We start from the raw sequence: 23,388 nt of genomic DNA on the forward strand, positions 1-23,388 counted from the left end.
TAGAATCCGAAAGCCCTGCGCGCTCGCGATTTTCTGCGCTGCCGCGACGCGGCGACGATGTCCGGTTCAGCTGGTTCGATCCGATCCGTCGGCGCGTAGCTTCAGCAGTACCAGACCAGCGGTGCACGCCAGAATCAGTCCGGCGACAGTAATTTCGACGTGCAGCCCGGCTATGCCCAGTACCGCTCCGACGATGCCGCCGATGAAAATCAGCCAGGCAGCTATCCGCGACAGCATCGTGGACAGGGTGCGCACTGGCGGGTTCGACACGACTTGCTGCGAGGTTTCCGGGGCCGCCGATTCGTCGGCCGTGGCGGAGGCTCGCAACGGAGTTGTCGAGTAAGCTCCCATCATCAACTCCTCGATGACGCCGATCAGAGTGTTGCCTTCGCCCGATTTGCACCGCGCGTCTCTCATCTAGGTACTGGCGTCTCACGCGTAACTTTGGTCACACGCTACGGCCTCGGAACGGGGTTCGACTACGACACGTGCCCGCGACACGCCGAAGAGATCAATTCGATATCTGAATCAACACTGTTTTATTCACGTCGGCGCCGCGCATGCCCAGCGTGTGCTCGTCTGGCCGGGGCGACCGGCCTCGATTATTGTGAGCTCCACTCGAACGACGAGGAGTGTTACCGATGGAGAGCAGCAGGGCCAAGATCGCCGGTCCGGTGATCGCCGCAGGCGCGGTCTCGCTCGGACTCGTTCTCATCGGCGCCTGCGGACTCGGCAAGCACGACACCTACGTCGCGCCGCCACCGATCAAATCCGCCAACGACGACGCCGTCCCGGCCGTGCGCTACGGCACCAGCACCTCGGCGGCACCAAAGGTATTCATCCCGCCGTCGCCGAGCTGGCAGGTCGCGCGCCCGGGACCGCCGCGCAAGTCGGTCGATTTCACCGTTCCGCCGTCCGCCCTGCCGGAATCCGCGACCCGAGGGCCACAGACCTCCACGCCGAACGCCGCCCCGCCGCCCGCCTTCACCACCGAGATCGAGCTGCCACCGACCACCCAGCCGCGTCCGACCACCATCGACCTGCCCCCCGAAGAGCCACCGGCCACCACGCGCCGCGTGCCGGCGGCCACCTCGCCGGGCGTGAGCGACGACGAATAGCGAAACGGCGGCGCATGCCTCGCACGCGCCGCCGTTCAGAGCTACCGGAACTTACAGCTCCGGCAGGTCGTAGGAACCGACCTGCGCGCTGAGCACCCGCAGATGCTCCAGCCCACCACCGAGCGTGCGCTCGATCGCGGTGAGCCGAGCGACATAGTGGCTCACCGGGTATTCCGCGGTGACTCCGATGCCGCCGTGCATCTGGATAGCTTCCTGGCCGACATGCCGCGCCGAGCGACCGACCTGCAGCCGCGCCCGCGACGCGACCACCGGATCATTGGCACCATCGGCCAGCGACGCGTTGGCGTAGAGGCTCATGCTGCGCGCCAGTTCCAGCGAGACGTACATATTCGCCGCCCGCTGGGTCAGTGTCTGGAACTTCGACAGCGTCACGCCGAACTGCTTGCGCGTCTTCAGATAATCCGTCGTCAGCCGCAGCGCCTCCGCCATCGCACCGATGGACTCCGCACACAGGGCGGCCTGGGCGTGCCCGATCGTGATCTGCACGGCCTCGGCGGCGTCGATATCGTCACCGAGCAATTCGCCGGGGACCTGGTCGAATTCGACCTGTGCGCCACGCTGACCGTCGAGCGTCCGGTACGACTTACGCTGCACCCCGGCGGGATCCACCAGGAACAGTCCGATACCGCCGGTCGGCAACACCGCGCTGACCACCAGTTCATCGGCGCTGTCGCCGTGTGGAACCGGATTCTTCAGACCCGTCAGCACCCACGAATCGCCCTGCTGCACAGCGGTGGTCGCGAGTTCGGTGGACGGCCAGCGCACACCGGGCTCGGCATGCGCGAACGCCAGCAATTTGGTGCCACCGGCCACCTCGGGCAGAATCCGCTGGCGCTGTTCGGCACTACCGACCCGCGCGACCAAACCGCCGGGCACCAGGACCGCGTCCACGAGCGGTTCGGGTGCGAGCCGCCGCCCGATCTCCTCGAGTACGACCATGGTCTCCACCGGACCGGCGCCCACGCCACCGTCCTCCTCGGTGAGGCTCAGGCCGAGCACGCCGAGTTCGGCCAGCTGGTTCCAGACATCGCGGCTCCAGCCGAGTTCGGTGTCGGTGACCTTCAGGCGGGTCTCGGGATCGTAATTGCGGGCCAGCAGGTCGCGGACCGTGTCGCGCAGCATGACCTGTTCATCGGTGAGTTCGAAATCCATGGCTGCGCCTCACAATCCGAGGATCGTGGAGGCGATGATGGTGCGCTGCACCTCGCTGGAGCCTCCGTAGATGGTGGTCTTGCGGTAGTTCAGATAGCCGGGGCCGCTGCGCTGTGCCCAACCGGGCGAGGCGATGTCGGCGGCATCGACCGGGAGCGCGTCCTGGCCCGCGATATCGAGCAGTAGTTCGGTCGCGGCCTGCTGCAGTTCGGAACCGCGCAGCTTGAGCACCGACGAGGCCGGATTCGGCCTACCGTCCGAGGAATTGGAGACCACCCGCAGCTGGGTGAGTTCCAACGCGAGCAGTTCGTTCTCCAGTTCGGCGATGCGTGCGGCGAAGACCGGATCCTCGAGAAGGGTGCCCGAACCCGACTTGGTCTGGCGCGCGTAATCCTTGGCGACACCGAGCTTGACCTTGGTGCGGCCGACGCCGGTAATGCCGGTGCGCTCGTTGCCGAGCAGGAATTTGGCGTAGGTCCAGCCCTGGTTCTCCTCGCCGACCAGCTGATCGGCGGGCACCCGCACATTCTCGAAGAAGACCTCGTTGACCTCGTAGCCGCCGTCGATGAGCTTGATCGGGCGGACGGTGACGCCGGGAGACTTCACATCGAACAGCAGGAAGGAGATGCCCGCCTGCTTCTTCGGTGCGTTCGGATCGGTGCGAACCAGGCAGAAGATCCAGTCCGCGTACTGGCCGAGCGTGGTCCAGATCTTCTGGCCGTTGACGATGTAGGAGTCACCGTCGCGCACCGCGGTGGTGCGCAGCGAGGCCAGATCGGATCCGGCGTCGGGTTCGGAGAAGCCCTGGCACCACCAGATATCCAGCGCTGCCGTCGGCGGCAGGAAGCGCTCCTTGATCTCCTGCGAACCGAACTGCGCGATCACCGGACCGACCATCTGGGCATTGAACGTCAGCGGCTCGGGCACCGAGGCCAGCTGCATTTCGTCCTGCCAGATGTGCCGCTGAATCGGCGTCCAGTCCTTGCCACCCCATTCGACCGGCCAGTTCGGCACGGCCAGGCCGTGGTCGTTGAGGATCTTTTGCGAAGTGACGACGTCCTCGCGGGACAGTTCGTGGCCGTACTTGAGGCGGTCACGGATGTCGGCGGGAATCTCGGTCCGGTAGAAGTTCCGCAGCTCATCGCGGAAGCTCACCTCGTCGGGCGTCAGACTTAGTTTCATACACATCTCCCGGTGTGTCTCGTACGTCCGAGTCAAACCTACCCCCCGGTAATCTCTCACTGTCGAGTGGGTCACAGGGGTAGATCGGGTATGTGTCGTGGGTCGGGCCGCAGCAGTCGGCGCGATTGGTGGCGAGTACATGGGCGGCGTGAGCGACAAGCTGGTACGTTGCAGCACGTGAGGCCGGGCTATCCCGGTGTTCGGTATCGAGGAGAACGAGTGAACGGCAGATTTAGCGCACGTGCCGCCGCGGCGGTGACATCTCTCGGCATCGGTGCGGTCCTCGCCCTCACCGGCACGGCGGTCGCCGAGCCATCCCCTGTCGATGCCGGACTCGAACAGCTCACCACCGACGCCGGAGCCGATCCGACCGCACAGGCGGGCGTCGGCGCGCTGAGCCAGTTCACCAAGTTGGTGGATATCGCCGAGCTGCGCAATGTCTCGGCCGCCTTCACACCATTCGCCTACGCCGCACCCACCTTCGGCTGCGGCAGTGTCGGCCCGGTCACCACGATCATCGCGGCGGGCTCCACCGACGGCGCCAACCCCTATGGCGCCGCAGATCCGTTGCCGGGCACGCTGCGGTTCAGCGCGACGCCCGCACATTCGGGTGCGCCACTGTCCTCCGGGCTCGTCGTGGCCTGGCTGAATGTGAACACCGGCGCGAGCGGCCTCACCACCCTCGACGACCGGACCGAGTACAACATGCCGACGCTGTCGAAGACCGTGACCAGCGGTCCGGGCACCGTCATCGCCTCGATGTGGGGCATGATCGACTACCCGTTCGCACACTGCGTGATGACGCCGACGGTCGGGATGTTCTACGTTCCGGATCGTCCGGTGCTGCCGCCGGCACCGGCCGGTGCCGGTACACCGCAAGGGGCACCCGCACCGGCACAGCCCGCCTCGACTCAGGACCCGGCGCCGCAGCCCGTGGCACCGGCCGCCCCGAACCGCGCGGATTCCGTCGCGCAGGACGAGATCTTGCACCAGAACAACTAACGCACCTTCCCGAAGAACGCCCGGATATCGGCGACATGCATATCCGGCAGTTCCATCGGCACGAAGTGGTTTCCGGTGTTTCCCTCGGGCCAATGCGCAATGGTGTTGTCGCGCTCGGCCAGGCGCAGCATGAGTGCGGAGCCGCCCGCGTAGACGCCGGTCGGTACCGCCTTTTGACCGGTGGGCCAGACGAATCCGCCGTCACCGAGACCGTTGTACATCGGCCAGGACGAGGTGCCCGCGGTATTGGTGAACCAGTACAGGCTGATATTGGTCAGCAGATGATCGCGGTCCATGACATCCTCGGCCAGCTCGGCCAGCGGGGTGAATTCATTGAATTTCTGCATCAGCCAGGCCAACAGACCCACCGGGGAATCGGTCCAGGCGTGCGCGAAAGTCTGTGGCGCGGCGCGCAATAGCACGTGATGGTTCACGCCGCCGGACATCCAGCCCTGCATCTGATCCCATTCCGCGCGTTCGTCCGGCGTCATGATCGGCACATCGGCCTCGGTCGGCATGCCGATTCCGCCATCGATATGCACACCGACCACGCGATCCGGTGCGATGCGGGCGATCTCGGGTGTGACGTAGGCTCCGAGATCGCCGCCCTGGGCGCCGTAGCGCTGGTAACCGAGCCGGTCCATCAGCTCGACCCACATCTCGGCCACCCGACGCACGGTCATACCGGTCTCCTTCGGCCCCTCGGAGAAGGCGAAACCGGGCACCGACGGAACGACGACATGGAACGCCTGCGCCGCATCGAGCCCGTGCGCGCGTGGATCGGCAAGCAGGCCGATGGTCTTGGTGAATTCGACGAACGAATTCGGCCAGCCGTGGGTCAGGATCAGCGGCAGCGCATCCGGCTCGGGCGAAGGCACATGCAGGAAATGCACGTCCAGGCCGTCGATTTCGGTGATGTACTGCGGGAACTCGTTCAAAGCCGCCTCCTGGGCCCGCCAGTCGTATGCGGTGCGCCAGTACTCGGCCAGCTCTTGCAGATAGTCGACCGGAACACCGCGCTCCCAGCCCTTGCCCGGCAACTGCGCCGACCAGCGGGTGCGGGCCAGCCGATCGATCAGATCGTCGATATCGGCCTGCGGAATGTCGATGCGGAAGGGGCGGATCTCGCTCACTGGTATGACTCCTTGCTCTCGGCTACGACAACAACGTTAGAAACCAACTAGGTCTATCCATGTCCTAGTTATCTGGAATTCTGAAAGTCATGAACGACACCCCAGCTCGCCTGCTGCGATTGCTCTCCCTGTTGCAGACACCACGGGAATGGCCGGGCAGCGAACTCGCCGATCGACTCGGTGTCACCGACCGCACCGTGCGTCGCGATGTCGACCGGCTGCGTGAACTCGGCTATCCGGTCGAGGCCACGATGGGTGCGGCGGGCGGCTACCGGCTGGTGGCCGGTACCGCGATGCCGCCGCTGCTGGTCGATGACGAAGAGGCGGTCGCCATCGCGGTCGGGCTGCGCGCGGCCGCCGGATCGGCTATCGCCGGTATCGAAGAGGCGTCGGTACGCGCGCTCGCCAAGCTGGAACAGGTACTGCCCGCGAAATTGCGCCGCCGGGTGCGGGTGCTCGGCACCGCCCTGGTGCCGCACACCGACGAGGCCCCGGCCATCGATCCCGAGGTGCTGACCGCGCTGGCCGCGGCCGTAACCAACCGGGAGCGGGTACGTTTCGCGTATCGGAGCGAATCCGGTGCCGAAACCCGTCGTCACATCGAACCGGTCGGGCTGGTGCCGTCACGGCGCCGCTGGTATCTCGTCGGCCACGATGTGGACCGCGACGACTGGCGTATCTTCCGTGTCGATCGCATCGACCGACCGCAGCCCACCGGTGCCCGCTACCGCCCGCGCGCGCTGCCCGCCGCGGATCCGGCCGCCTATGTGGCGGGTCGCCGAACCGACTGGGGCACACCGTCCTTCCGCGTCCGCGTGACGATCCAAGCCCCGATCGGCCGGGTCGCGGGCCGGCTCGGCGACTCCCCCGGCGATATCGCACCCATCGACGACAACTCCTGCCGACTGGACGCCACCCGCGACGACGACCCGACCTGGTTGGCCTACCGCCTGATCGAGCTCGGCGCGAACTTCCGCGTCCACGAACCGCCCGTCCTGGTGGATCGCCTGCGTACGATCGCGTCCCGCACAACTGACGCCGTCACTTGATCGCGCGTGGCCGCGATGTTGCACGATAGGAGTCCGATTTCCGAACCGGAGGCCCGAACCGTGCTCGACGCCGACGACGTGCGCCGCATCGCGTTGTCCTTTCCCAAGACCGTGGAGAAGGAACGCTGGAACCACCCCACCTTCGACGTGGCGGGCAAGATGTTCCTCACCATCCCCGACGATCAGACTTCCTTCGCCGTCCGCTGCCCCAAACACGATCGCGAAGAACTCATCGCCGCCGAACCGCACAAGTTCTGGGTCCCGCCGCACGAGGCGTCCTCGTCCTGGGTCCGAGCGCGACTGTCCGCTGTGGAGGATATCGACGAGCTATACGACATCCTGCTGGATTCCTGGCGCCAGGCCGCACCGCCCGACCTCATCGAGGAGTGACCGATTCGCTCAGTGCGGCAAGCGAATCCGCAGGATCGTGCCGCTCTCGGTACCGGCGACGAGTTCATCGGCACGGCCGGGCACGGCGACCACCGATGTCATCGGTTCGCCGGTCAGCACCGCGCATGCGGTATTCGCGCCCGGATCGATGCGAACCAGCTGGCCGGTCAGGGTGGTCACGTAGAGCACGCCCGCGTCATCGATGACGAAATCGTCTACGAAATCCGGTATTCCGGGTGCGACCGTCAAGTCGGCAATCACGGCGACCTCGCCCGGATCAACGATCGGGAAGCGCACGATCCGACCGAGCGGATTGCCGTTCATGCTGAGGTAGATCGAATTGTCTCGCACCACAATGCCATTGGCGCCGGTGAACTTCGCCCGCGCCGTCCAGTCCGCATCGACGCTGCCGTCCGGACGAATCCGGATCACGCCGAGGGTGGAGGCGACGTACAGATTGCCCTGCGCGTCGAAGGCGGCGCCATTGGGCATGGTGAATCCGGAGACGAACACCGCAGGTCTGGGATCGTCGGGATCGAAGCGCGCCACACCACCTGGGCGCACCACACTCGTCGGCGAATCGCCGAAGACGACGTAGAGCAGACCGTCGGGCCCGAGTCGAATCGCGCCCGGTAATTCGACCGGCACCGTCGCGGTCAACCGGCCCGCGCTGTCGTAGCGCTGCACCTCATTGCGGTACAGCCGCGATACCCACAGGTTGCCCCGTGCGTCGTAGCCCACATTCTCCGACCAGTCGAGCACCGGCAGACCGGCTGGGACGGCGGTCGCGGCCTGGGCCGACGCGCATGCGGCGACCGCACCTGGCTCGGGCTCGGCCATGGCGACCGAGGCACCGACACCGGTGCAGCTCAGCGCGAGTGCGGCGGCCGCCCACACGCGTATGTTCGGAAGATAGAGCTTTCTCAAAGCGAACCTCGACTCTCCAGCCCGACCCTCGCCCGGCAGTCTAGCCACCTTGTCAGTTATGCATCGAGCACTAGTTATGTCAGGAACTCGACGGCATCTCGGCAAATTTGCCAGTATTCATGGATGCCTTTCTTCGATGGCGCGCGCGGCCTGATGCACTATCGGCGGTGGCCGGTCGACAACCCGACGGCGGTCGTGGTGCTCTTGCCCGGAATGGGACAGCACAGCGGCCACTACCACCGCTTCGCCCGCACCGCGAAGTCCGCGGGAGTCGAAGTGTGGGCGCTGGATACCTCGGGGCACGGGTTGAGTGAGGGCGATCCGGACAATCCCGGCACCCTGGTGGAATTGGTGGCCGATGCGATGCGGCTGCTCGAACTGGTCCGCGCGGAATTACCGCGTACACCGCTGGTCCTGATGGGCCATTCGCTCGGGGCGGTGACCGTCCTGGGCATCCTGGGCGCGGCGGTACCGGATCGGTCCAGTGCGACCGATGACTTGCACGGACTGGAGGCCGAATACCCGTTGCGGCCGAGCCTGCCACCGGGCGAGCTGGTCGGGCTGGTGCTGTCCGGAGTACCGAAACGAGCTCTCGGTGGCGGCGCACCCGGTGCCGCCGGCACGCCGCTGCCGAGCAATCTGCCCATCCTCGCGGTGCACGGTATCGAGGACCGACGGGCGCCGATCGATGCGATGAGGGGCTGGACTCGTCGCCACGATTGGGTAAGTTTGCGTGAGTACGCCGACGCCGGGCACGACCTGTTGCACGAGCCGGTGCACGCGCGGGTCGCTGCCGACATCGCGGACTGGATGCAGGGTGTCGTCGTGGGGTTGGCGCACCGGTGAGTTGATCACGGCTGCGCGCGCAGCACGACGAGGAAGGGGGCGGCGAGATGTCGGATGTGACGGCGCTGAATCAGGCGATCGACGATGGCCAGCTCTGGATCGATGGGGTAGTGGTCGCCGAGGGGGCACATGAGCAGTGCGCCAAGCGTTATGAACAACTCGCCGCCGAGGTCGAAGCCCAGATCGCCGTATTGAGCGGGGCCACAACACTGCCCGGCTTCGGCGGCTTCGATTCCGGTGCGGCACTGCGGCGCGGCTTCGAGGACAAGGCCGACGGCGCGATCACCCGATTGCGCGCATATGCCGACGCCGCGCGGGCGCTCGCGCAGACCTTCCGCGCGGCCGCCGCGGCATACACCCGGGCCGATACGGATCTGGCAGCCGCGGTCGGTCAGGTCGAAGTGGCGGGAGCCGCACGTGCGTAAGATGCCACACACCGGAGAGAAGACCCCCATCCGGTACGCCGACCCCAACTACACCGATCCCAACTACGCGCAGACCGTCGAAATCTTCGACAACCTGTCGCATCGGGAAATTCACGACGGCGTGCAGCTGATGAATCCGGTTGTCCTGGCAGCCGGACAGCAGGCGTGGCAGGGCAGTTCGACCGGGCTCGCGACCGCCGTCGAGCAGGCGCACAGCGAGATTCGGGCCGCGATGGCCGATGGTTGGCGCGGTGCCGCGGCCGATTCCGCCGCCGATGCGGTGCGCGAATTCGAGCGGCACGGACAGCAACTCGCGGATGTGATGGCCGCGGTCGGTCAGCGGCTCGGCCAGGCGGGTGATGCCGCCGAGGCACTGCGCGCGGCGGTGGTCGAACCATCCGGCGAGACAACGGATCTGGCCGGTGCACTGCTGGATCCGACCAAGGCGACCGAGAATGCCGCCACCCAGAAAGCCGCGGACGGCACCCGCTTGGATGTGGTGCAGGCGATGGACAGCATCTACACGAATGCGTTCATCTCGACCGGATCCGGTGTGCCCGCCTTCCCGGATGCGGCACTTCCCTATGCGGTCGGCGCCGAGGTGCCGCAGCCGTCCGACAGCGCACCTGTCGCGCCGATATCCACGACACCCATCCTCGATATCGGTGCGCAAACCGTCACCACCCCAACGGTTTCGGCGAGCACGCCGCTACCGACCACACCACCCACCACCGTCGAGCCCGCCGCAGCGACGACCCAACCGGCGACCGCGCCGACCACCGTCACTCCGGTGAGCACTGTCGCCGACACCACGTCTGCCGCCGTCGAACCCGTGGCGCCTACGGCGGATTCCTCCGCTTCGACAACCCCGGCCGCAGCGACGACCACACCGGATCGGACGGTGCGACCGGGCACCGCCGCCGCACCGGTGACCACCGCCGCGTCCACCTCGGTTGTCACCCCGACGGTCCCCGGTACTTCCACCACCGACGACGAGCGCAAACGCGACGAGCGCAAACGTGACGCGAGCGGCGACGCGATCAACGGTGTCGGCGCGGGCGCGGTGGGCGGTCTCATGGGCGGTGCCATGGTCGCGGGTGACAGCCCCCGCTCCGGCATGAGCACCAGTGCGGCCGCCGCCCGTGCTCAGGCCCGCGACGAGGACGAGTACGACGACTACCACTTCTTCGACGACGATCTGACCTTCCTGGAACCGGCCGATGACGGTGGTGAGCTCATCGGCGATATGGATCCGACGACACCGCCGGTCGTCGGCGAATGGACCGAACTGGAGTGAACTGGACGCTGACCGCGGACCAGTTCGCCATGGCCTGGGCCCGCACCGATGGCGACCGCATCCCGTATCCGCTCGCCGTCCGCCTCTCGGCTCGCGATACGGCCGAGCGCACCGCCCAACTGCCCGACCTGAATCGTTGGTGCGAGCAGACTCTCGACGCCGATCTGGAAGGGGCACTGCGGGTACTGGCCCGCCCCACCGTACGCATCGAGGTCTTCGGGGAGCGCGGAACGGCAGCGCTGTCGACCGGAGTCGACGATGGGCACGACGGCACGGTGGAGACGACGGGTCTGGTCGAGCAGACCCGTCCCGTTACGGCGCAGCCGGGCATCGCCGTGGCATCGCGTCCGGTGCGGGTACTCGGTGCGATCGCCGGGGATATCGCGGTGGTGGCGGCGCAACGCACCGGCGCGAGCGCGGATCGCGGCGGCGATATCCGGCTGTTCGTAGACCGGGTGAAAAACCTTTCCGCACGGGTGGTTTCGGTGCTGCCGGAGAATACGCCCGGCACCACACCGCAATTGACCGCACCGCTGGCCCGCGTCAACGAGGACAGTCGGGATCTGGTGACGGTGCCGGTGGCCGGCCCCACCACGCCGACCCGAATTCGCAAGCTGCTCCGGCAAGCCCGCGACGGTATCGGCCAGATCGTGGTGTCGGTGCGACGAGCCGACGGCGAGCTGCATCCGTTCGGGGCGCTGTGCTGGATCGATGTGATAGACGACGGCAGATACTCGGTGCGCACCGGGGCCGATGTCGATATCGTGCCGGTCACCGCGCAGCGGTTCACCGCACAACTGCGGCCGATGGTCACCGCGGCCGAACGCACCCTCGCCTCGGCCGAGCGTTGGTAGCAGTAGCCGTTCAAGCACGGATTACCCCAGCCGAGCGAGTCTTACGAGCGACGTTCGCGCCGCAGGCGCGGCCAATCGAATACCGTGAACCCGTGCCACTCTACGAATTCGAAGGCAAACGCCCCACGGTTGATCCGACGGCGTTCATCGCGCCGACCGCGACCTTGATCGGTGATGTGCGCGTCGAGGCGGGCGCGTCCATCTGGTACGGCGCGGTGCTGCGCGCGGACCTGGCGCCGATCACCATCCGGGAACGTGCCAATGTCCAGGACAATGCGGTCCTGCATGTGCCGCCGGATGTGCCGATGGAAATCGGCCCCGGCGCGACCATCGCCCACAGCGTGGTCTTCCACGGTGCGTCGGTCGGCGCGGAGGCCATTGTCGGCAATGGCAGCACGGTCCTAGATCTGGCCGAAATCGGGGCGGGCACAATGATCGCCGCGCACTCCATGGTCCCGCCGCACGCCAGGATCCCCGCGGGCGTACTCGCGGCCGGTGCCCCCGCCGAGGTCAAGAAGTCCATCGAAGGCACCCCGGCCGAAGGCTGGGTCAAACTCAATCCGAGCTTCTACACCGAACTCGGCCAGCGCCACCGCAAGGGGATCATCGAAGTCCACCCCTGACCTCGTGCGCCCTTCGCGGCACCGAACATCTCGAGATGACGGGGCATCTCATACAAGGAGCGCGGTTACCTCGTCGTCTTCCAATTGGTGGAAGTCGCGGTATGCCATTCCGACGCCGCCGAGTGCGCGCGGAACCCATGGGCAGACCACCTCATCCGCCTCGGCGGCCACCCTGCGCAATGCCTCGGTGGACGACACCGGCACCGCGACCACGATCCGCGTCGGCTGGTGCAGCTGAGCGACCCGGCAGGCGACGGCCACCGTCGCGCCGGTCGCCATGCCGTCGTCCACGATCACCGTCGTGCGGCCGGAGATCGGGATCGGCTTGGCATCACCGCGCCACATCTCGCGGCGGCGCTCGAGTTCGGCGCGTTCCACCTCCTCGATCTCGGCGAGCTGCCGCTGTGTTATCCCGGTGTGCGACAACACATCCTGATTGAGGACCCGGATACCTTCCTCGCCGATCGCACCCATCGCCAACTCCGGCTGCCACGGCACACCGAGCTTGCGGACCAACAGAATGTCGAGATCGCCCCCGATGACCCCGCACACCGCGGCCGCCACTGGAACCCCGCCGCGGGGTAGTCCGAGCACCAGCGGTTGCATCGCACGCAGGTGGCCGAGTTCCAAACCCAGCGCGCGACCGGCCGCTGTCCGATCGGAGTAGATCATCCGAATTAACGCTACCGCATTGTGTCCCGGGTCACCGCAACTTGGACTACGCAGGTTCTATTCTCGCCGCTGGGCAGGCGGAGAGGCTGAGCGCTGGTGGAGCTGATGTAAGACTCGGGTCCGTTCTAGCGATCGGCTGTGAAGCAAGAACCCACCGAGGGCAGTGCGAGCCGCCGGTAGGAGTGCCCGGCTCCCCAGTCGGGCATGGATGTCAATCCGATGGGCGCTCGGTGATCGCGAACCGACGCAGGATCAAACTCGGATTAGATGTGCGCACCTCGTCCAAACGATCGAGGTCGACGGCCGCGGTGAGTACGCCGGGTTCGTCGCCGAGTTCGGCCAGCACGACACCGGTCGGATCGACGATCATCGAGGCGCCCGCACCGCGCGGCGCGCATTGATCGGCGGCGGCCACGTACACGGTGTTCTCGATGGCACGCGCGCGCAGCAGCGTCGTCCACTGGTCCACCTTCGCCGGGCCGGGAATCCACTGCGCGGGCAGCACCAGCACCTGTGCTCCGGCGGCCGCGACGCGACGGCAGCCTTCCGGGAAGCGCAGATCGAAACAGGTCTGCATGCCGAAGATCACAGCGCCGACCGTGAAAGTGGCGGGGGCTTCGACCGCGCCCGCCTCGACGACATCGGATTCGATATATCCGAACGCGTCGTAGAGGTGCACCTTGCGGTACTTCGTCACCAGTTTCGCGTCGGGTCCGAGCACCACGAGGGTATTGCGGATCCGACCCGACTCCGGCGCCACCTGCTCGACGATTCCGGCGACCAGGTACACCCCGAACTCACGTGCGATTTCACCGAGGCCGGTGACGAACGGCCCGGTCAGCGGTTCGGCGACGGCCACGACCCGCTCATCGAGCCGGGTCACGGCAAACATCGAGTATTCGGGCGCGACCACCACCTTCGCACCCCGCCCGGACGCGGCGCGAACGTGCTCGCGCAGCGCTTGGAGATTCGCCGATGGATCGGTTCCCGCCGCGAATTGGACCACCGCCACGGCCACTGCCGACGACTGCGGGTCGTGATGCGTGGACACGCTTTCGGGTTGCATACGTCTCACCGTATTGGCCCGGTGGCCAGAGCGACCACCGCTAGGCAGTAAACTCCTGGTCAATGAGTACCAATCAGGTCGACAGCGTTCCTGGCGACAACGACAGGGACAACGACGGCCCGACCTTCGCCGATCTCGGCATCGATGACCGCGTCCTCGCGGCCATCGCCGATGTGGGCTACGAGTCGCCGTCGCCCATCCAGGCGGCGACCATTCCGCCGCTGCTCGAAGGCGCCGATGTGGTCGGGCTGGCCCAGACCGGCACCGGCAAAACCGCGGCATTCGCCATCCCGATCCTCATGGGTATCGAGGCGACCGGCAAACTCCCGCGCGCCCTCGTGCTGGCACCGACGCGCGAACTCGCGATCCAGGTCGCCGAGGCATTCGGCCGCTATGCCACCCACATTCCCGGACTGCATGTGCTGCCGATCTACGGCGGCCAGGCCTACGGCGTCCAACTCTCCGGCCTGCGCCGCGGCGCGCACGTCGTGGTCGGCACGCCGGGCCGGGTCATCGACCATCTGGAGAAGGGCACGCTCGACCTGTCGCAGCTGCAGTATCTGGTGCTCGACGAGGCCGACGAAATGCTCAAGATGGGGTTCCAGGAGGATGTCGAGCGCATCCTCGCCGACACCCCGCGGGAAAAGCAGGTCGCGCTGTTCTCCGCGACCATGCCCTCGGCGATCCGCAGCATCTCCAAGAAGTATCTGCGCGAACCGGTCGAGATCACGGTCAAGTCGAAGACCTCGACCAATACCAATATCACCCAGCGCTGGGTGCAGGTCTCCCATCAGCGCAAGCTCGACGCACTCACCCGAATCCTCGAGGTCGAGTCGTTCGAGGCGATGATCATCTTCGTGCGCACCAAGCAGGCCACCGAGGAGCTGGCCGAAAAGCTGCGCTCGCGCGGTTTCTCCGCCGCGGCCATCAACGGTGATATCGCGCAGAACCAGCGTGAGCGCACCATCGGCCAGCTGAAGTCCGGTGCGCTCGACATTCTGGTCGCCACCGATGTCGCAGCGCGCGGACTCGATGTGGATCGCATCTCGCATGTGGTCAACTACGACATTCCGCACGACACCGAGTCCTATGTGCACCGCATCGGCCGTACCGGCCGGGCCGGGCGCAGCGGCCAAGCGCTGCTGTTCGTTGCACCGCGCGAACGTCATCTGCTCAAGTCGATCGAGCGCGCTACCCGGCATCCGCTGACCGAGATGCAGTTGCCCAGCGTCGACGATGTGAACACCCAGCGCGTCGCCAAGTTCGGTGATTCGATCACCGAGAATCTCAGCTCGACGAATCTGGCGCTGTTCCGCAAGCTCATCGAGGATTACGAGCGCGAGCACAACATTCCGCTGGTGGATATCGCGGCGGCGTTGGCGGTCAGCGGCTACGACGGCGACAACTTCTTCATGGAGCCCGAGCCGGAGCCGGTGGAACGCCCGCAGCGCGAACGCATGCCGCGCGGGGATCGGCCCGCCCGCCGGTTCGAGGGCGAGGACCGTGGTCCATCGCATCACCGCGCCACCGGCGCCGAATTGGCGACCTACCGGATCAGCGTCGGCAAACGACACCGGGTGGTGCCCGGCGCGATCGTCGGTGCCATCGCCAATGAGGGTGGACTGCGCCGCAGCGATTTCGGCCATATCAGCATCCGGCCGGACCACAGCCTGGTCGAACTACCCGCCGACCTGTCTTCGGAGACACTGGAAGCGTTGCGGCGCACCAGGATCAGCGGTCAGCTCATTCAGCTGCAACTCGATTCCGGCCCGCCGAGCGGACGCCCGTTCCGCGCCGGACCGCGTCGCGATCGGGACGGCGGCAAGCGACCGGAACGACGTAAGCCGCGTTCCTGAACCGGGCAGGGTCAACCAAGGTCAAAGCGGTTTAGCTACAGTGTTGCCGTCCGTGTCCGGCGAAGACACAGGAGGCCGCGTTTGATCGTGTTCGGTGATCGTGTCGTCTGCTCCGCCGTCGACCTCGTGCGCGCGGCGCACTGTGAATTCCAGTTGCTGCGTGCCCTCGACACCGAACTGGGCACCATCGCGGGCACGGCGGACGGGGTGCCGGATCATGCGGCGCGCAGCGGATTCGACGATGCGCGCACACGCAGGCTCACGGATTTCCGTGCTCGGTTCGGCAGTCGAATGGTGGAGATCCATTGCGCCGCACACGATCCGGCGGCCGATCCCGAGGGATATATCGCCGCGCTGCAGGCCGCCGATGCCGAGACCGGCGCTGCGCTGCGGGCCGGTGCGCACGTAATCCACGGTGCCACCTTCTTCGACGGGAAGTTCGTCTGTACCAGCGATTTCCTGGTGCGGGCCGGACATCGGGTCCGCTACACCGTGCATGGCACCGCGGCGGGTCCGCCGGACCGGATCGACGCGGCACTCGAACTCGCTGCCTGTGCCGAGGCTTTGGACAGCAGCGGCGCACTCCCCGCTCCCCTGGTCCGGTTGTACCTCGAGAAGGACAGCGAGACCTTCGCGCTCACCGATCTGCTGCCGGTGTATCTGGCTCGACGCGGCCGGGTGGAGCGGATCCTGGAAGACAAACTGAGCGAACTGCTGCCCGTGCAGTGGGGCGATCCGCGCTATCTCGCCTGCGGTCACTGCCCCACCTGCACCAGCGCGATCTCGGCGGCCCGCGACCTGCTGCTGGTGGCCGGTATGCCGCGCACGGCGCGGGCCAGGTTGCGTGAGGCCGGAGTGAGCACCATCGACCGGCTGGCGAGCAGCACCGCCACCGTGCCCGGCCTGCCGCAGCGCACCTTCGGCGCATTGCGTCGCCAAGCCGAAATCCAGCTGCGCAGCGAGGATTCCGGACAGCCGACCCACACGCTCGTCGACGCGATCGCATTGGGCGCGCTGCCGCCGCCGTCACCGGGCGATCTCGGACTCACTGTCGAGGAGGGGCCGTCGGGTCGACTGCTCGGCATCGAGGTGGGCGGCAACGGCACGGTCCTGTTGGCCTTCCGTGCCCCCTTCGGTGCGGCTCCCGCACCGTATCGGGCGATAACCGACATCGCCGACGAGGAAGCCGGACAGCGGCGCGCGTTGGGCGAGGTGCTCGACTTCGTGGCACAACGGCTCCGGATGTATCCGGATATGCGCGTGTACCACTACACCTCAGGCGTGCGCTCGGCGCTGCTGCGGTGGACGGGTTGGTACGGGGTGGGTGCGGAGACCGTCGAGGATCTGCTGCATGCCGGTGTGCTCGTCGACCTGTATCCAATTGTGCGCACTGCCCTGCTGATCGGGGAACGCTCCTATCGGCTGAGCCGACTGCGGCGGCTGCTGCCGAATGCCGCGGGCCGAGAACGAGATTGCGTCACCGTACTGCGGCTGCGCGACTGGCTGCAGGATCGGGTGGCCGAGCGGCGCGCGGCCGCCGATGTGGTACTCCTGGATCAGGCCAGCTCGTGGTGCCTGGTGCCGAACCCGGAGGAGCCGGATCCGCTGCCGCCGTCGCGGCCGTCATCGATCGAGGCGGCACTCGCGGAATTCGCGGCGGCACAGGGCGAGCCACGCCATCCGGCGGCATTGATGGCGGCCGCACTGGGTTATCACCGGCGCGAACACCAGCCGCTGTGGTTGGCACATGCCGATCGGCTCAGTCATCCGGTCGACGAATGGGCGGACGCGCCAGGCGTATTGGTCGCCGATTGGGGCACGGTGGACACCAAATGGCATCGCAGCCCGCATCAGCCGACCATGCGCAGGTACCTCACGCTGACCGGACGGATCGGTATCGGCTGGGGCGGTAGCGGTACCGCCGGCGGCGCCCCGAACGGCACCGCGCTGACACCGGGCACCACCGTGTACACCTTTTACGATCAGCCGGTCGCCGCCGGGATGATCACCGCCGTCGGCCGACGCGCGACCGCGACCGCGACCGTGCTCGGCTGCTCGGTCGACGCGAACTTCGACGACACTGTGCGGCTCGAGGAGTTGCTGCCGGACGGCTGCGAACCCTACGACGAGCTGCCCACCGCGATCGCGCCGGGCCTGCCCGGCTGGGACGAGAATATCGAGACCGCGGTCGAATTCGCCGCCCAGCAACTGCTGATGGCACTACCGGAGATCCCGGTGGGCGCGGTCTTCGATATCCTCGCCCACCGCCCCCCGCGCCTACGGCGGACCGAACGGCTACCGGATGTGCACGGTGACCATGCGGCGGCCATCACGGCCGCGCTGCGTGATCTCGACAATTCCTACCTCGCGGTGCAGGGACCGTCGGGCAGCGGCAAGACCTCCACCATCGCCAGGGCGATCGAGCGCCTGGTCACGCGGCACAAGTGGCGCATCGGTGTTGTCGCGCAGACGCATTCGACGGTGGAGAGCCTGCTCGACATGATCGTCGCGATGGGGGTGCTACCGGAACTGGTGGCCAAGAAGGATGCCGAGGCGGTGGCGCCGGAGTGGTCGGTGATCGACGGCACGCGCTATCCGCGGTTCCTGGACAATGCGGTCAACGGCTGCGTGATCGGGGGCTTGCCGGCCGATTTCGCCGATGACGAGGTGGTCCACGGTGACAGCCTCGAGCTGCTGGTGATCGCCGATGCGGGCCGCTTTCCGCTCGCCGATACCGTCGCCGTCGCGGTGAGTGCGCGCAATCTGCTGCTGCTCGGCGATCCGGCGCCGTCCGCGGCGCGCAGCGCGCATCCGGAACCGGTCGACGAATCGGTGCTGGGCTGGCTCACCGAGGGCCGCCACACCCTGCCCGCCGACCGCGGCTACTTCCTGGACCGCACCTGGCGGATGCACCCTCGCGTCTGTGATCCGATTTCCCGCTTGTACTACGACAACCGGTTGCGCTCGAATGAGACCGTCACGCTCGCACGGCAGCTGGAGGGCATCGAACCCGGGGTGGAGACGGTGCTGGTGGCGCACAGCGGCGATTCGACCGAATCGGTGGCCGAGGCGCGCGAGGTGGTCCGCCGGGTGCGCGCGCTGCTCGGGGTCTCCTGGACGACCGGCGCGATGACGCGGCGGCTCCATCCGCACGACATCCTCGTGGTCGCGCCCTACAGCGCTCAGGTCGGACTGATCCGAACGCTGCTGGCGCGGGCCAAGATCGAGGATGTGCTGGTCGGCACCGCCGAGCGCTTCCACAGCCGGGAGGCGGCGGTGGTGCTCATGTCGATGACCACCTCCAGCCCCGCCGACGCACCCTACGGTATGCGATTCCTGCTGTCGCGCAGCCTGGTTCAGGCGACGCTGTGCCGGGCCATGTGGAAGGCCGTAATCATTCGGTCCCCACTGCTCACCGAATATCTGCCGAGCACGCCGGACGAGCTGTCGGATCTGGCGACATTCCTACGACTCGGCTGAATATTTCTTTCAGAATTTGATCGGTTCGTGACCAAAATATTCAGTCCGAACCGGTTGGTTCTTTTATTGGAATTCGATCTTGTAAATCAGCTTTGCGCTCTTGCGCAATTCGCAATTGACAGCGACTCAGCCGAAGCAGTTACCCTCACCGCGATAAGTGGGCACTGTCGTCCGGGCGCCGTCGCCATCGACCACGTGGACGTGGTCGAACCGCTCGCACAGCTCCCCCGCCTTGGCATGTCGGAACCACACCCGATCGCCGATCCGCAGTTCGGTGGCGCCGGAAAGAGGCGTCTGCACCTCACCCGCCCCCTCGGTGCCGAGCAGTTTCAATCCGGTGGGCCACATCGGTTTCGGTACCCGCGACGCCCCGGTCGGACCGGAGGCGATGTAACCGCCCGCGAAAACCGTTGCGATGGACGGGGTCGGCTTGCGCAGCACCGATGTGGCGAAGAACAGTGCGGGGCGCGGAGTGAAGGCGCGGTAGTGATCGAAGAGCGTCGGCACATACAGCCCGGAGCCCGCGGTCACCTCGGTGACCTCCGAATCGGTGACGCTGACCTCGACGGATCCGGAACCACCGCTATTGACGATCGCCAACTTGCCGACCACCGAGCGCACCGCATCCAGAACTCGCCCGCGCCGCTTGCCGATTTCGGCCGCCGAGGCCCGCTTGACCAGGCGCACCGCGATATTGGCGTCGGGCAGCCCAGCAATCTGCGCCTCATAGGTCATCACGCCGACCACGTCGAACCCACGGTGCACCGCCTCGCGCGCGAGCACTGCGGCTTGTTCGGGGGTGCGCACCGGCGAGCGCCGAACCCCGAGGTGCAGCGGCCCTATTCGCAGCGAGGCATCCACATCGAGGCAGATCCGCGGCCGCACCAACTCGGTGCCGACCGCGGCGCGGATCAGGTCCAGCTGCGCGTTATCGTCGACCATCAACGTGATGGATTGGCACAGGGTGTCATCGGTGGCCAGTTCGGCGAGCGCCGCGCGATCGACGGTCGGATAGCCGAGCAGCACATCCCGGGCACCGCGGCGGACCAGCCAGATGGCCTCCGCCAACGAATAAGACATGATGCCCGCGAAGCCGCCGGATGCGGTGAGCCCGGTGCCGAGCACTTCCTCGAGTACCGCACGACAGCGCACCGATTTACTCGCCACCCGGATGGGCACCCCACCCGAGCGACGGACCAGGTCAGCGGCGTTGGCACGCAGCGCGGTCAGGTCGAGGGCGGCCAGCGGCGGGTCCAGCTCGGCCGTGGCCGCATGCAGTGCGGCAATCGGCGACGTGTGGGTCACCCGACCCACTCAACCACCAAACTGGTCAAACGTCCAGTACTGCGGGGATCAGACTTCGACGGCCCGAGTGGCCAGGCTGCTAACCAGGTCGTCGAGCACCACGAGCATTGTTTCGTCATTGCAATCCGCGAGCCAGCGCAGGACCGTGCCCTGCAGCACCGAGACCGCATAGGCCGCGATGGCGTCCACCGGCTCCAACCACTGCGACCCCGACCGGTCTGCGCAGAGGTCCAGGAAGGTCGCGACCTCGGAGTCCATCTCACGGAACAGGGCCGTGGCCTTCGGATCGGCGACGCATTCGGTCTGTCCTTCCCACCGTTCGGCCAGCTGATGCGCGGTCGCCTCGTACCTGCGAGCCTGCCGAGCCGGAGCCGCCTTGACCAGCGGCCAGTACGCGCTCACCCCGGCATGCAGGAGCACCCGAAGTGCTCGCACTCCGGTGAAATCGAGCGAGGCGGCCGCCTTCTCGACGGCCTCGCAGATGGTCGGCCGCAGCCGAACCGCCGCTATTTCTCCACGTACGCTCAACGACGACTCCCTCGAGGAAAGAACTCGCGCACCTTCGTCGGCGCGGCTCGCTGAACACGACAGGCGGCTCTCACGAATCCCCCGCTAGGGAATTTCCTGGATGCCCAGTCCAACATTCATCAATGGTAGAGGGTTTCCAGGGTTTAAGAACGGCTTCTGTGGGTATTTCCAGACTGGAAGAATGTTTTGTTACCCAAACGGAATGACGCTGCGATCGATCGGTGCGCACCGGAATCGCCTCCCTGGGTGCCACTCTCGCGCTTGCCCCACGCAAGAAGACCATTGACCAGGCTACGGCCCGAGCACCCTCCACCCGGGCATACTGTGGCGGATCACACACCGACACCCTCACAAACCGGACAGCCGACGGTTCCGTGTTCGATCCACGATCGACACCGTGCCGACACCCCTACGTAGCTAGCCTGGACCGGTGACTCTCTCGCCCTCCGCCGACCAGTTCTATCTGACCGGCACCTTCAACTTCCGCGATCTCGGTGGGCTGCGCACCGTCGACGGCGCGCGGATCCGCCCTGGCGTGCTGTTGCGCTCGGCCCAACTGAGCGGCCTCGATCTGCCCGGACACACGATCCTGCGCGAACTCGGCGTCACCGATGTTTTCGACCTGCGCGGGCGGCACGAGATCGAGCACATCGGCCACGACAATCTGCCCGAGGGCGTCCGACTGAATGTCACACCGTTCGACTCCCGGATGGCCGAGGCGCCGCCGCACGATGCGCAGACCAACTCCGCGTTCACGCACATGCTCGAGGTCTACCGCTACTTCCCGGCTCTGCCCGAGGCCAATGCCGCGATCATCGCCATCGCCGAGACGATCGCCGATGGCGACGGCGCGGTACTGGTGCACTGCGCGGCCGGTAAGGACCGCACCGGCTGGGCGATCGCGACCCTGCTGCGCGCGGTCGCGGTCGGTGAGGCCGATGTGCTCGCCGACTTCCTGGCCAGCAACGATGCCGTTCCCGCCCTGCGCGCCATGATGGCGCCGAAACTCACTGCGGGCGACGAGCTTTCCATCGATATCCTCGGCGTCCGCGAGGACTACCTGCGCATCGCGACGGATGCGGTGCACGAAGGCCACGGCGATTTCGAGACCTACCTGACCGCCATCGGATTCAGCGCGGACCTGCGCGTGCGACTGCGCGATCGCCTGCTCGAGTGAGTCACCCCGCCTGCGCGCGCTCGCGTCGCACCAGACCATCGGCATCGATGCTGACCTGATCGCCGGTATGGAACCAATTTCCGGTGAAGCGGTCCGCGGTGGTCTCCGGATCGTTCCAGTAGCGGTGGGTGACATTCGGTCCGCGACACAGCAATTCGCCGTGGCCGGTCTGCGCGCGTGGTCCCCACAGCGCCAATTCGGTACCGCCGAAGGGGAATCCGAGCACCGGATCCGCACCGGGTGCGGTATCGGTGTCGTCGTCGACGACCAGGCCGATGCCGCTGGTTTCGGTCGCACCCCAGACCGACCACTGCCGGGCGGCCGGGAACATATCCCGCAGGGTGGCGGCCAGATCCGCGGGATCGGTGGGGTCGGCGGCACGTTCGGCCCGATGACCCGCATTGCTGAGCCGGACTATGCCCTCGGTACGCAGTCCATCGGTGCGCAGCGCCGCGAGTTCGGGCAGCAGGCGGGCGAAGATGCGCGGTGTCGCGGAAACCATATCGATCCGTTCGGAGACAACGGTTTCCGCGAGACTGCGACTATCCGGCGCGAGGACGACGGTGCCGCCGACCGCGAAGGTCGGCAGCAACTGGTCCACACAACCGCTCGCATGCGCCAGCGGTAACAGCACCAGATTGCGCAGCCCATCGGTCGGCAGATCGAGCGCCGCGACGACGGAACGGATTGCCGAGAGCAGATTTTCGTTGGTCAGCTCGACGCCCTTGGGTGCGACGGTGGCATTGGCCGCGCAGGGCCCGGTGCCACTGGTGTAGCAGAGCAGTGCCAGATCGTTCAGGGCCGCACCGTCATCGATGAAGGCGGCGCCGTCGGGCAGTTCGTCGCTACCGCCGCCGAGCACGAAATCGGTACTGCTGTCGGCGATCACCCGCTCGGCCACCGCAGCGGGCAGTCCATCGTGGACCAGCACCGGGACCGCGCCGCTGAGCAATGCTCCGAGGAAGGCCTGTACCCAGCGCGCGCCCGTCGGCATGTGGATGGCGACCCGGTCACCGTAGCCGATGCCGTGTTCCTGCAGGCCGCCCGCGATGCGGGAGGCGGAGTGCCACAGCTCCCGGTAACTCAGCCGGGGGCCGCCGATCTCCACCACCGCCTCCCTGGTCGAGAAGGCGTGCACCTGCAGATCCAAAAGTTCGGTGAGCGCCGGGGTGAGGTTGCCGTAGCGCAGCACCCCATCGGCGCCGCGCGCCAGCGGAGCATCGCAAGCATGCGGACGGTTGAGTGGATATTCGACCAGAAACTGCGACATGGGTCCTCCGCACAC

Annotated in this window: 22 protein-coding genes; 12 read left to right on the top strand and 10 right to left on the bottom strand. The window is 66.9% G+C overall.

Features of this window, described 5'->3' with window-relative positions; genetic code table 11:
* Positions 1-66 precede the first annotated feature (66 nt).
* Positions 67-417, bottom strand: a complete 351-nt coding sequence (locus AB0L58_RS09005; protein ID WP_364383538.1) for a hypothetical protein — start codon at positions 415-417, stop codon at positions 67-69.
* Between the two features lie 224 nt (positions 418-641).
* Between AB0L58_RS09005 and AB0L58_RS09010 the strand changes: the two genes are divergently transcribed.
* Positions 642-1,118, top strand: coding sequence for a hypothetical protein (locus tag AB0L58_RS09010; RefSeq protein ID WP_364383541.1), 477 nt, complete (start codon positions 642-644; stop codon positions 1,116-1,118).
* A gap of 51 nt (positions 1,119-1,169) precedes the next feature.
* On the opposite strand, the gene AB0L58_RS09015 is transcribed toward AB0L58_RS09010, so the two are convergent.
* Both AB0L58_RS09015 and AB0L58_RS09020 read right to left on the bottom strand, forming a co-directional pair.
* The gene (locus AB0L58_RS09015; protein ID WP_364383544.1) at positions 1,170-2,291 is read right to left on the bottom strand and encodes an acyl-CoA dehydrogenase family protein; all 1,122 of its coding nucleotides are present in this window, start codon (positions 2,289-2,291) and stop codon (positions 1,170-1,172) included.
* 9 nt (positions 2,292-2,300) lie between these two features.
* Positions 2,301-3,473, bottom strand: a complete 1,173-nt coding sequence (locus AB0L58_RS09020; RefSeq protein WP_364383547.1) for an acyl-CoA dehydrogenase family protein — start codon at positions 3,471-3,473, stop codon at positions 2,301-2,303.
* A gap of 219 nt (positions 3,474-3,692) precedes the next feature.
* Here AB0L58_RS09020 and AB0L58_RS09025 point away from each other — a divergent pair, with 219 nt between their 5' ends.
* Entirely contained in the window at positions 3,693-4,475 is a 783-nt protein-coding gene (locus AB0L58_RS09025; protein ID WP_364383550.1) for a hypothetical protein, read from the top strand.
* Here the strand turns inward: AB0L58_RS09025 and AB0L58_RS09030 are convergent.
* On the bottom strand, positions 4,472-5,608 hold the full coding sequence (locus AB0L58_RS09030; protein WP_364383553.1) for an epoxide hydrolase: 1,137 nt from the start codon (positions 5,606-5,608) through the stop codon (positions 4,472-4,474). The genes AB0L58_RS09025 and AB0L58_RS09030 overlap by 4 nt on opposite strands.
* An 89-nt stretch (positions 5,609-5,697) precedes the next feature.
* On the opposite strand from AB0L58_RS09030, the gene AB0L58_RS09035 reads away from it, so the two are divergent.
* Positions 5,698-6,657, top strand: a complete 960-nt coding sequence (locus AB0L58_RS09035; RefSeq protein ID WP_364383556.1) for a YafY family protein — start codon at positions 5,698-5,700, stop codon at positions 6,655-6,657.
* 15 nt (positions 6,658-6,672) lie between these two features.
* Positions 6,673-7,047, top strand: a complete 375-nt coding sequence (locus AB0L58_RS09040; RefSeq protein ID WP_364383559.1) for an MmcQ/YjbR family DNA-binding protein — start codon at positions 6,673-6,675, stop codon at positions 7,045-7,047.
* 9 nt (positions 7,048-7,056) lie between these two features.
* Here the strand turns inward: AB0L58_RS09040 and AB0L58_RS09045 are convergent, their stop codons facing one another.
* Positions 7,057-7,974 carry a hypothetical protein gene (locus tag AB0L58_RS09045; RefSeq protein WP_364383562.1) on the bottom strand — a complete coding sequence of 306 codons (918 nt, stop codon included), beginning with the start codon at positions 7,972-7,974 and terminating at the stop codon, positions 7,057-7,059.
* A 123-nt stretch (positions 7,975-8,097) separates the two neighbouring features.
* Here AB0L58_RS09045 and AB0L58_RS09050 point away from each other — a divergent pair, with 123 nt between their 5' ends.
* From AB0L58_RS09050 to AB0L58_RS09070, 5 genes are all read left to right on the top strand, one after another.
* On the top strand, positions 8,098-8,820 hold the full coding sequence (locus tag AB0L58_RS09050) for an alpha/beta fold hydrolase (protein ID WP_364383565.1): 723 nt from the start codon (positions 8,098-8,100) through the stop codon (positions 8,818-8,820).
* A 47-nt stretch (positions 8,821-8,867) separates the two neighbouring features.
* Entirely contained in the window at positions 8,868-9,245 is a 378-nt protein-coding gene (locus tag AB0L58_RS09055) for a hypothetical protein (RefSeq protein WP_364383568.1), read from the top strand.
* Between the two features lies 1 nt (position 9,246).
* A complete protein-coding gene (locus AB0L58_RS09060; protein ID WP_364383571.1) occupies positions 9,247-10,542 on the top strand; it encodes a hypothetical protein in 1,296 nt (431 codons plus the stop codon).
* A complete protein-coding gene (locus tag AB0L58_RS09065) occupies positions 10,524-11,396 on the top strand; it encodes an ESX secretion-associated protein EspG (RefSeq protein WP_364383574.1) in 873 nt (290 codons plus the stop codon). Before AB0L58_RS09060 ends, AB0L58_RS09065 begins: the two co-directional genes overlap by 19 nt.
* 92 nt (positions 11,397-11,488) lie before the next feature.
* On the top strand, positions 11,489-12,019 hold the full coding sequence (locus AB0L58_RS09070; protein WP_364383577.1) for a gamma carbonic anhydrase family protein: 531 nt from the start codon (positions 11,489-11,491) through the stop codon (positions 12,017-12,019).
* A 48-nt stretch (positions 12,020-12,067) separates the two neighbouring features.
* Here the strand turns inward: AB0L58_RS09070 and AB0L58_RS09075 are convergent, their stop codons facing one another.
* Both AB0L58_RS09075 and AB0L58_RS09080 read right to left on the bottom strand, forming a co-directional pair.
* The gene (locus AB0L58_RS09075; RefSeq protein WP_364383580.1) at positions 12,068-12,691 is read right to left on the bottom strand and encodes a phosphoribosyltransferase family protein; all 624 of its coding nucleotides are present in this window, start codon (positions 12,689-12,691) and stop codon (positions 12,068-12,070) included.
* Positions 12,692-12,902: 211 nt separating this feature from the next.
* Positions 12,903-13,757, bottom strand: a complete 855-nt coding sequence (locus AB0L58_RS09080; protein WP_364383583.1) for a carbon-nitrogen hydrolase family protein — start codon at positions 13,755-13,757, stop codon at positions 12,903-12,905.
* A 62-nt stretch (positions 13,758-13,819) separates the two neighbouring features.
* Between AB0L58_RS09080 and AB0L58_RS09085 the strand changes: the two genes are divergently transcribed.
* Both AB0L58_RS09085 and AB0L58_RS09090 read left to right on the top strand, forming a co-directional pair.
* On the top strand, positions 13,820-15,613 hold the full coding sequence (locus tag AB0L58_RS09085) for a DEAD/DEAH box helicase (RefSeq protein ID WP_364383586.1): 1,794 nt from the start codon (positions 13,820-13,822) through the stop codon (positions 15,611-15,613).
* An 87-nt stretch (positions 15,614-15,700) separates the two neighbouring features.
* A complete protein-coding gene (locus AB0L58_RS09090) occupies positions 15,701-19,093 on the top strand; it encodes an AAA domain-containing protein (protein ID WP_364384506.1) in 3,393 nt (1,130 codons plus the stop codon).
* Positions 19,094-19,219: 126 nt separating this feature from the next.
* Here AB0L58_RS09090 and AB0L58_RS09095 read toward each other — a convergent pair whose 3' ends face one another.
* A complete protein-coding gene (locus tag AB0L58_RS09095; RefSeq protein ID WP_364383589.1) occupies positions 19,220-20,398 on the bottom strand; it encodes an amino acid deaminase/aldolase in 1,179 nt (392 codons plus the stop codon).
* A 48-nt stretch (positions 20,399-20,446) separates the two neighbouring features.
* Positions 20,447-20,926, bottom strand: coding sequence for a TetR family transcriptional regulator (locus tag AB0L58_RS09100; protein ID WP_364383592.1), 480 nt, complete (start codon positions 20,924-20,926; stop codon positions 20,447-20,449).
* Positions 20,927-21,356: 430 nt separating this feature from the next.
* Here AB0L58_RS09100 and AB0L58_RS09105 point away from each other — a divergent pair, with 430 nt between their 5' ends.
* Positions 21,357-22,103 carry a tyrosine-protein phosphatase gene (locus AB0L58_RS09105; RefSeq protein WP_364383595.1) on the top strand — a complete coding sequence of 249 codons (747 nt, stop codon included), beginning with the start codon at positions 21,357-21,359 and terminating at the stop codon, positions 22,101-22,103.
* A 1-nt stretch (position 22,104) separates the two neighbouring features.
* Here AB0L58_RS09105 and AB0L58_RS09110 read toward each other — a convergent pair whose 3' ends face one another.
* Positions 22,105-23,373: a long-chain fatty acid--CoA ligase gene (locus AB0L58_RS09110; protein ID WP_364383598.1), complete on the bottom strand. Its 1,269-nt coding sequence runs from the start codon at positions 23,371-23,373 to the stop codon at positions 22,105-22,107.
* Positions 23,374-23,388: the final 15 nt, after the last annotated feature.

Origin of the sequence: Nocardia sp. NPDC052112 (assembly GCF_040680135.1) — a bacterium.
Taxonomy (GTDB): domain Bacteria; phylum Actinomycetota; class Actinomycetes; order Mycobacteriales; family Mycobacteriaceae; genus Nocardia.

Coding starts and splice junctions, on each gene's coding strand:
- AB0L58_RS09005 (WP_364383538.1), bottom strand. CDS start 417: ATGAGAGACGCGCGGTGCAAATCGGGCGAAGGCAACACTCTGATCGGC.
- AB0L58_RS09010 (WP_364383541.1), top strand. CDS start 642: ATGGAGAGCAGCAGGGCCAAGATCGCCGGTCCGGTGATCGCCGCAGGC.
- AB0L58_RS09015 (WP_364383544.1), bottom strand. CDS start 2,291: ATGGATTTCGAACTCACCGATGAACAGGTCATGCTGCGCGACACGGTC.
- AB0L58_RS09020 (WP_364383547.1), bottom strand. CDS start 3,473: ATGAAACTAAGTCTGACGCCCGACGAGGTGAGCTTCCGCGATGAGCTG.
- AB0L58_RS09035 (WP_364383556.1), top strand. CDS start 5,698: ATGAACGACACCCCAGCTCGCCTGCTGCGATTGCTCTCCCTGTTGCAG.
- AB0L58_RS09040 (WP_364383559.1), top strand. CDS start 6,673: ATGTTGCACGATAGGAGTCCGATTTCCGAACCGGAGGCCCGAACCGTG.
- AB0L58_RS09050 (WP_364383565.1), top strand. CDS start 8,098: ATGCCTTTCTTCGATGGCGCGCGCGGCCTGATGCACTATCGGCGGTGG.
- AB0L58_RS09055 (WP_364383568.1), top strand. CDS start 8,868: ATGTCGGATGTGACGGCGCTGAATCAGGCGATCGACGATGGCCAGCTC.
- AB0L58_RS09060 (WP_364383571.1), top strand. CDS start 9,247: ATGCCACACACCGGAGAGAAGACCCCCATCCGGTACGCCGACCCCAAC.
- AB0L58_RS09065 (WP_364383574.1), top strand. CDS start 10,524: ATGGACCGAACTGGAGTGAACTGGACGCTGACCGCGGACCAGTTCGCC.
- AB0L58_RS09075 (WP_364383580.1), bottom strand. CDS start 12,691: ATGATCTACTCCGATCGGACAGCGGCCGGTCGCGCGCTGGGTTTGGAA.
- AB0L58_RS09080 (WP_364383583.1), bottom strand. CDS start 13,757: ATGCAACCCGAAAGCGTGTCCACGCATCACGACCCGCAGTCGTCGGCA.
- AB0L58_RS09085 (WP_364383586.1), top strand. CDS start 13,820: ATGAGTACCAATCAGGTCGACAGCGTTCCTGGCGACAACGACAGGGAC.
- AB0L58_RS09110 (WP_364383598.1), bottom strand. CDS start 23,373: ATGTCGCAGTTTCTGGTCGAATATCCACTCAACCGTCCGCATGCTTGC.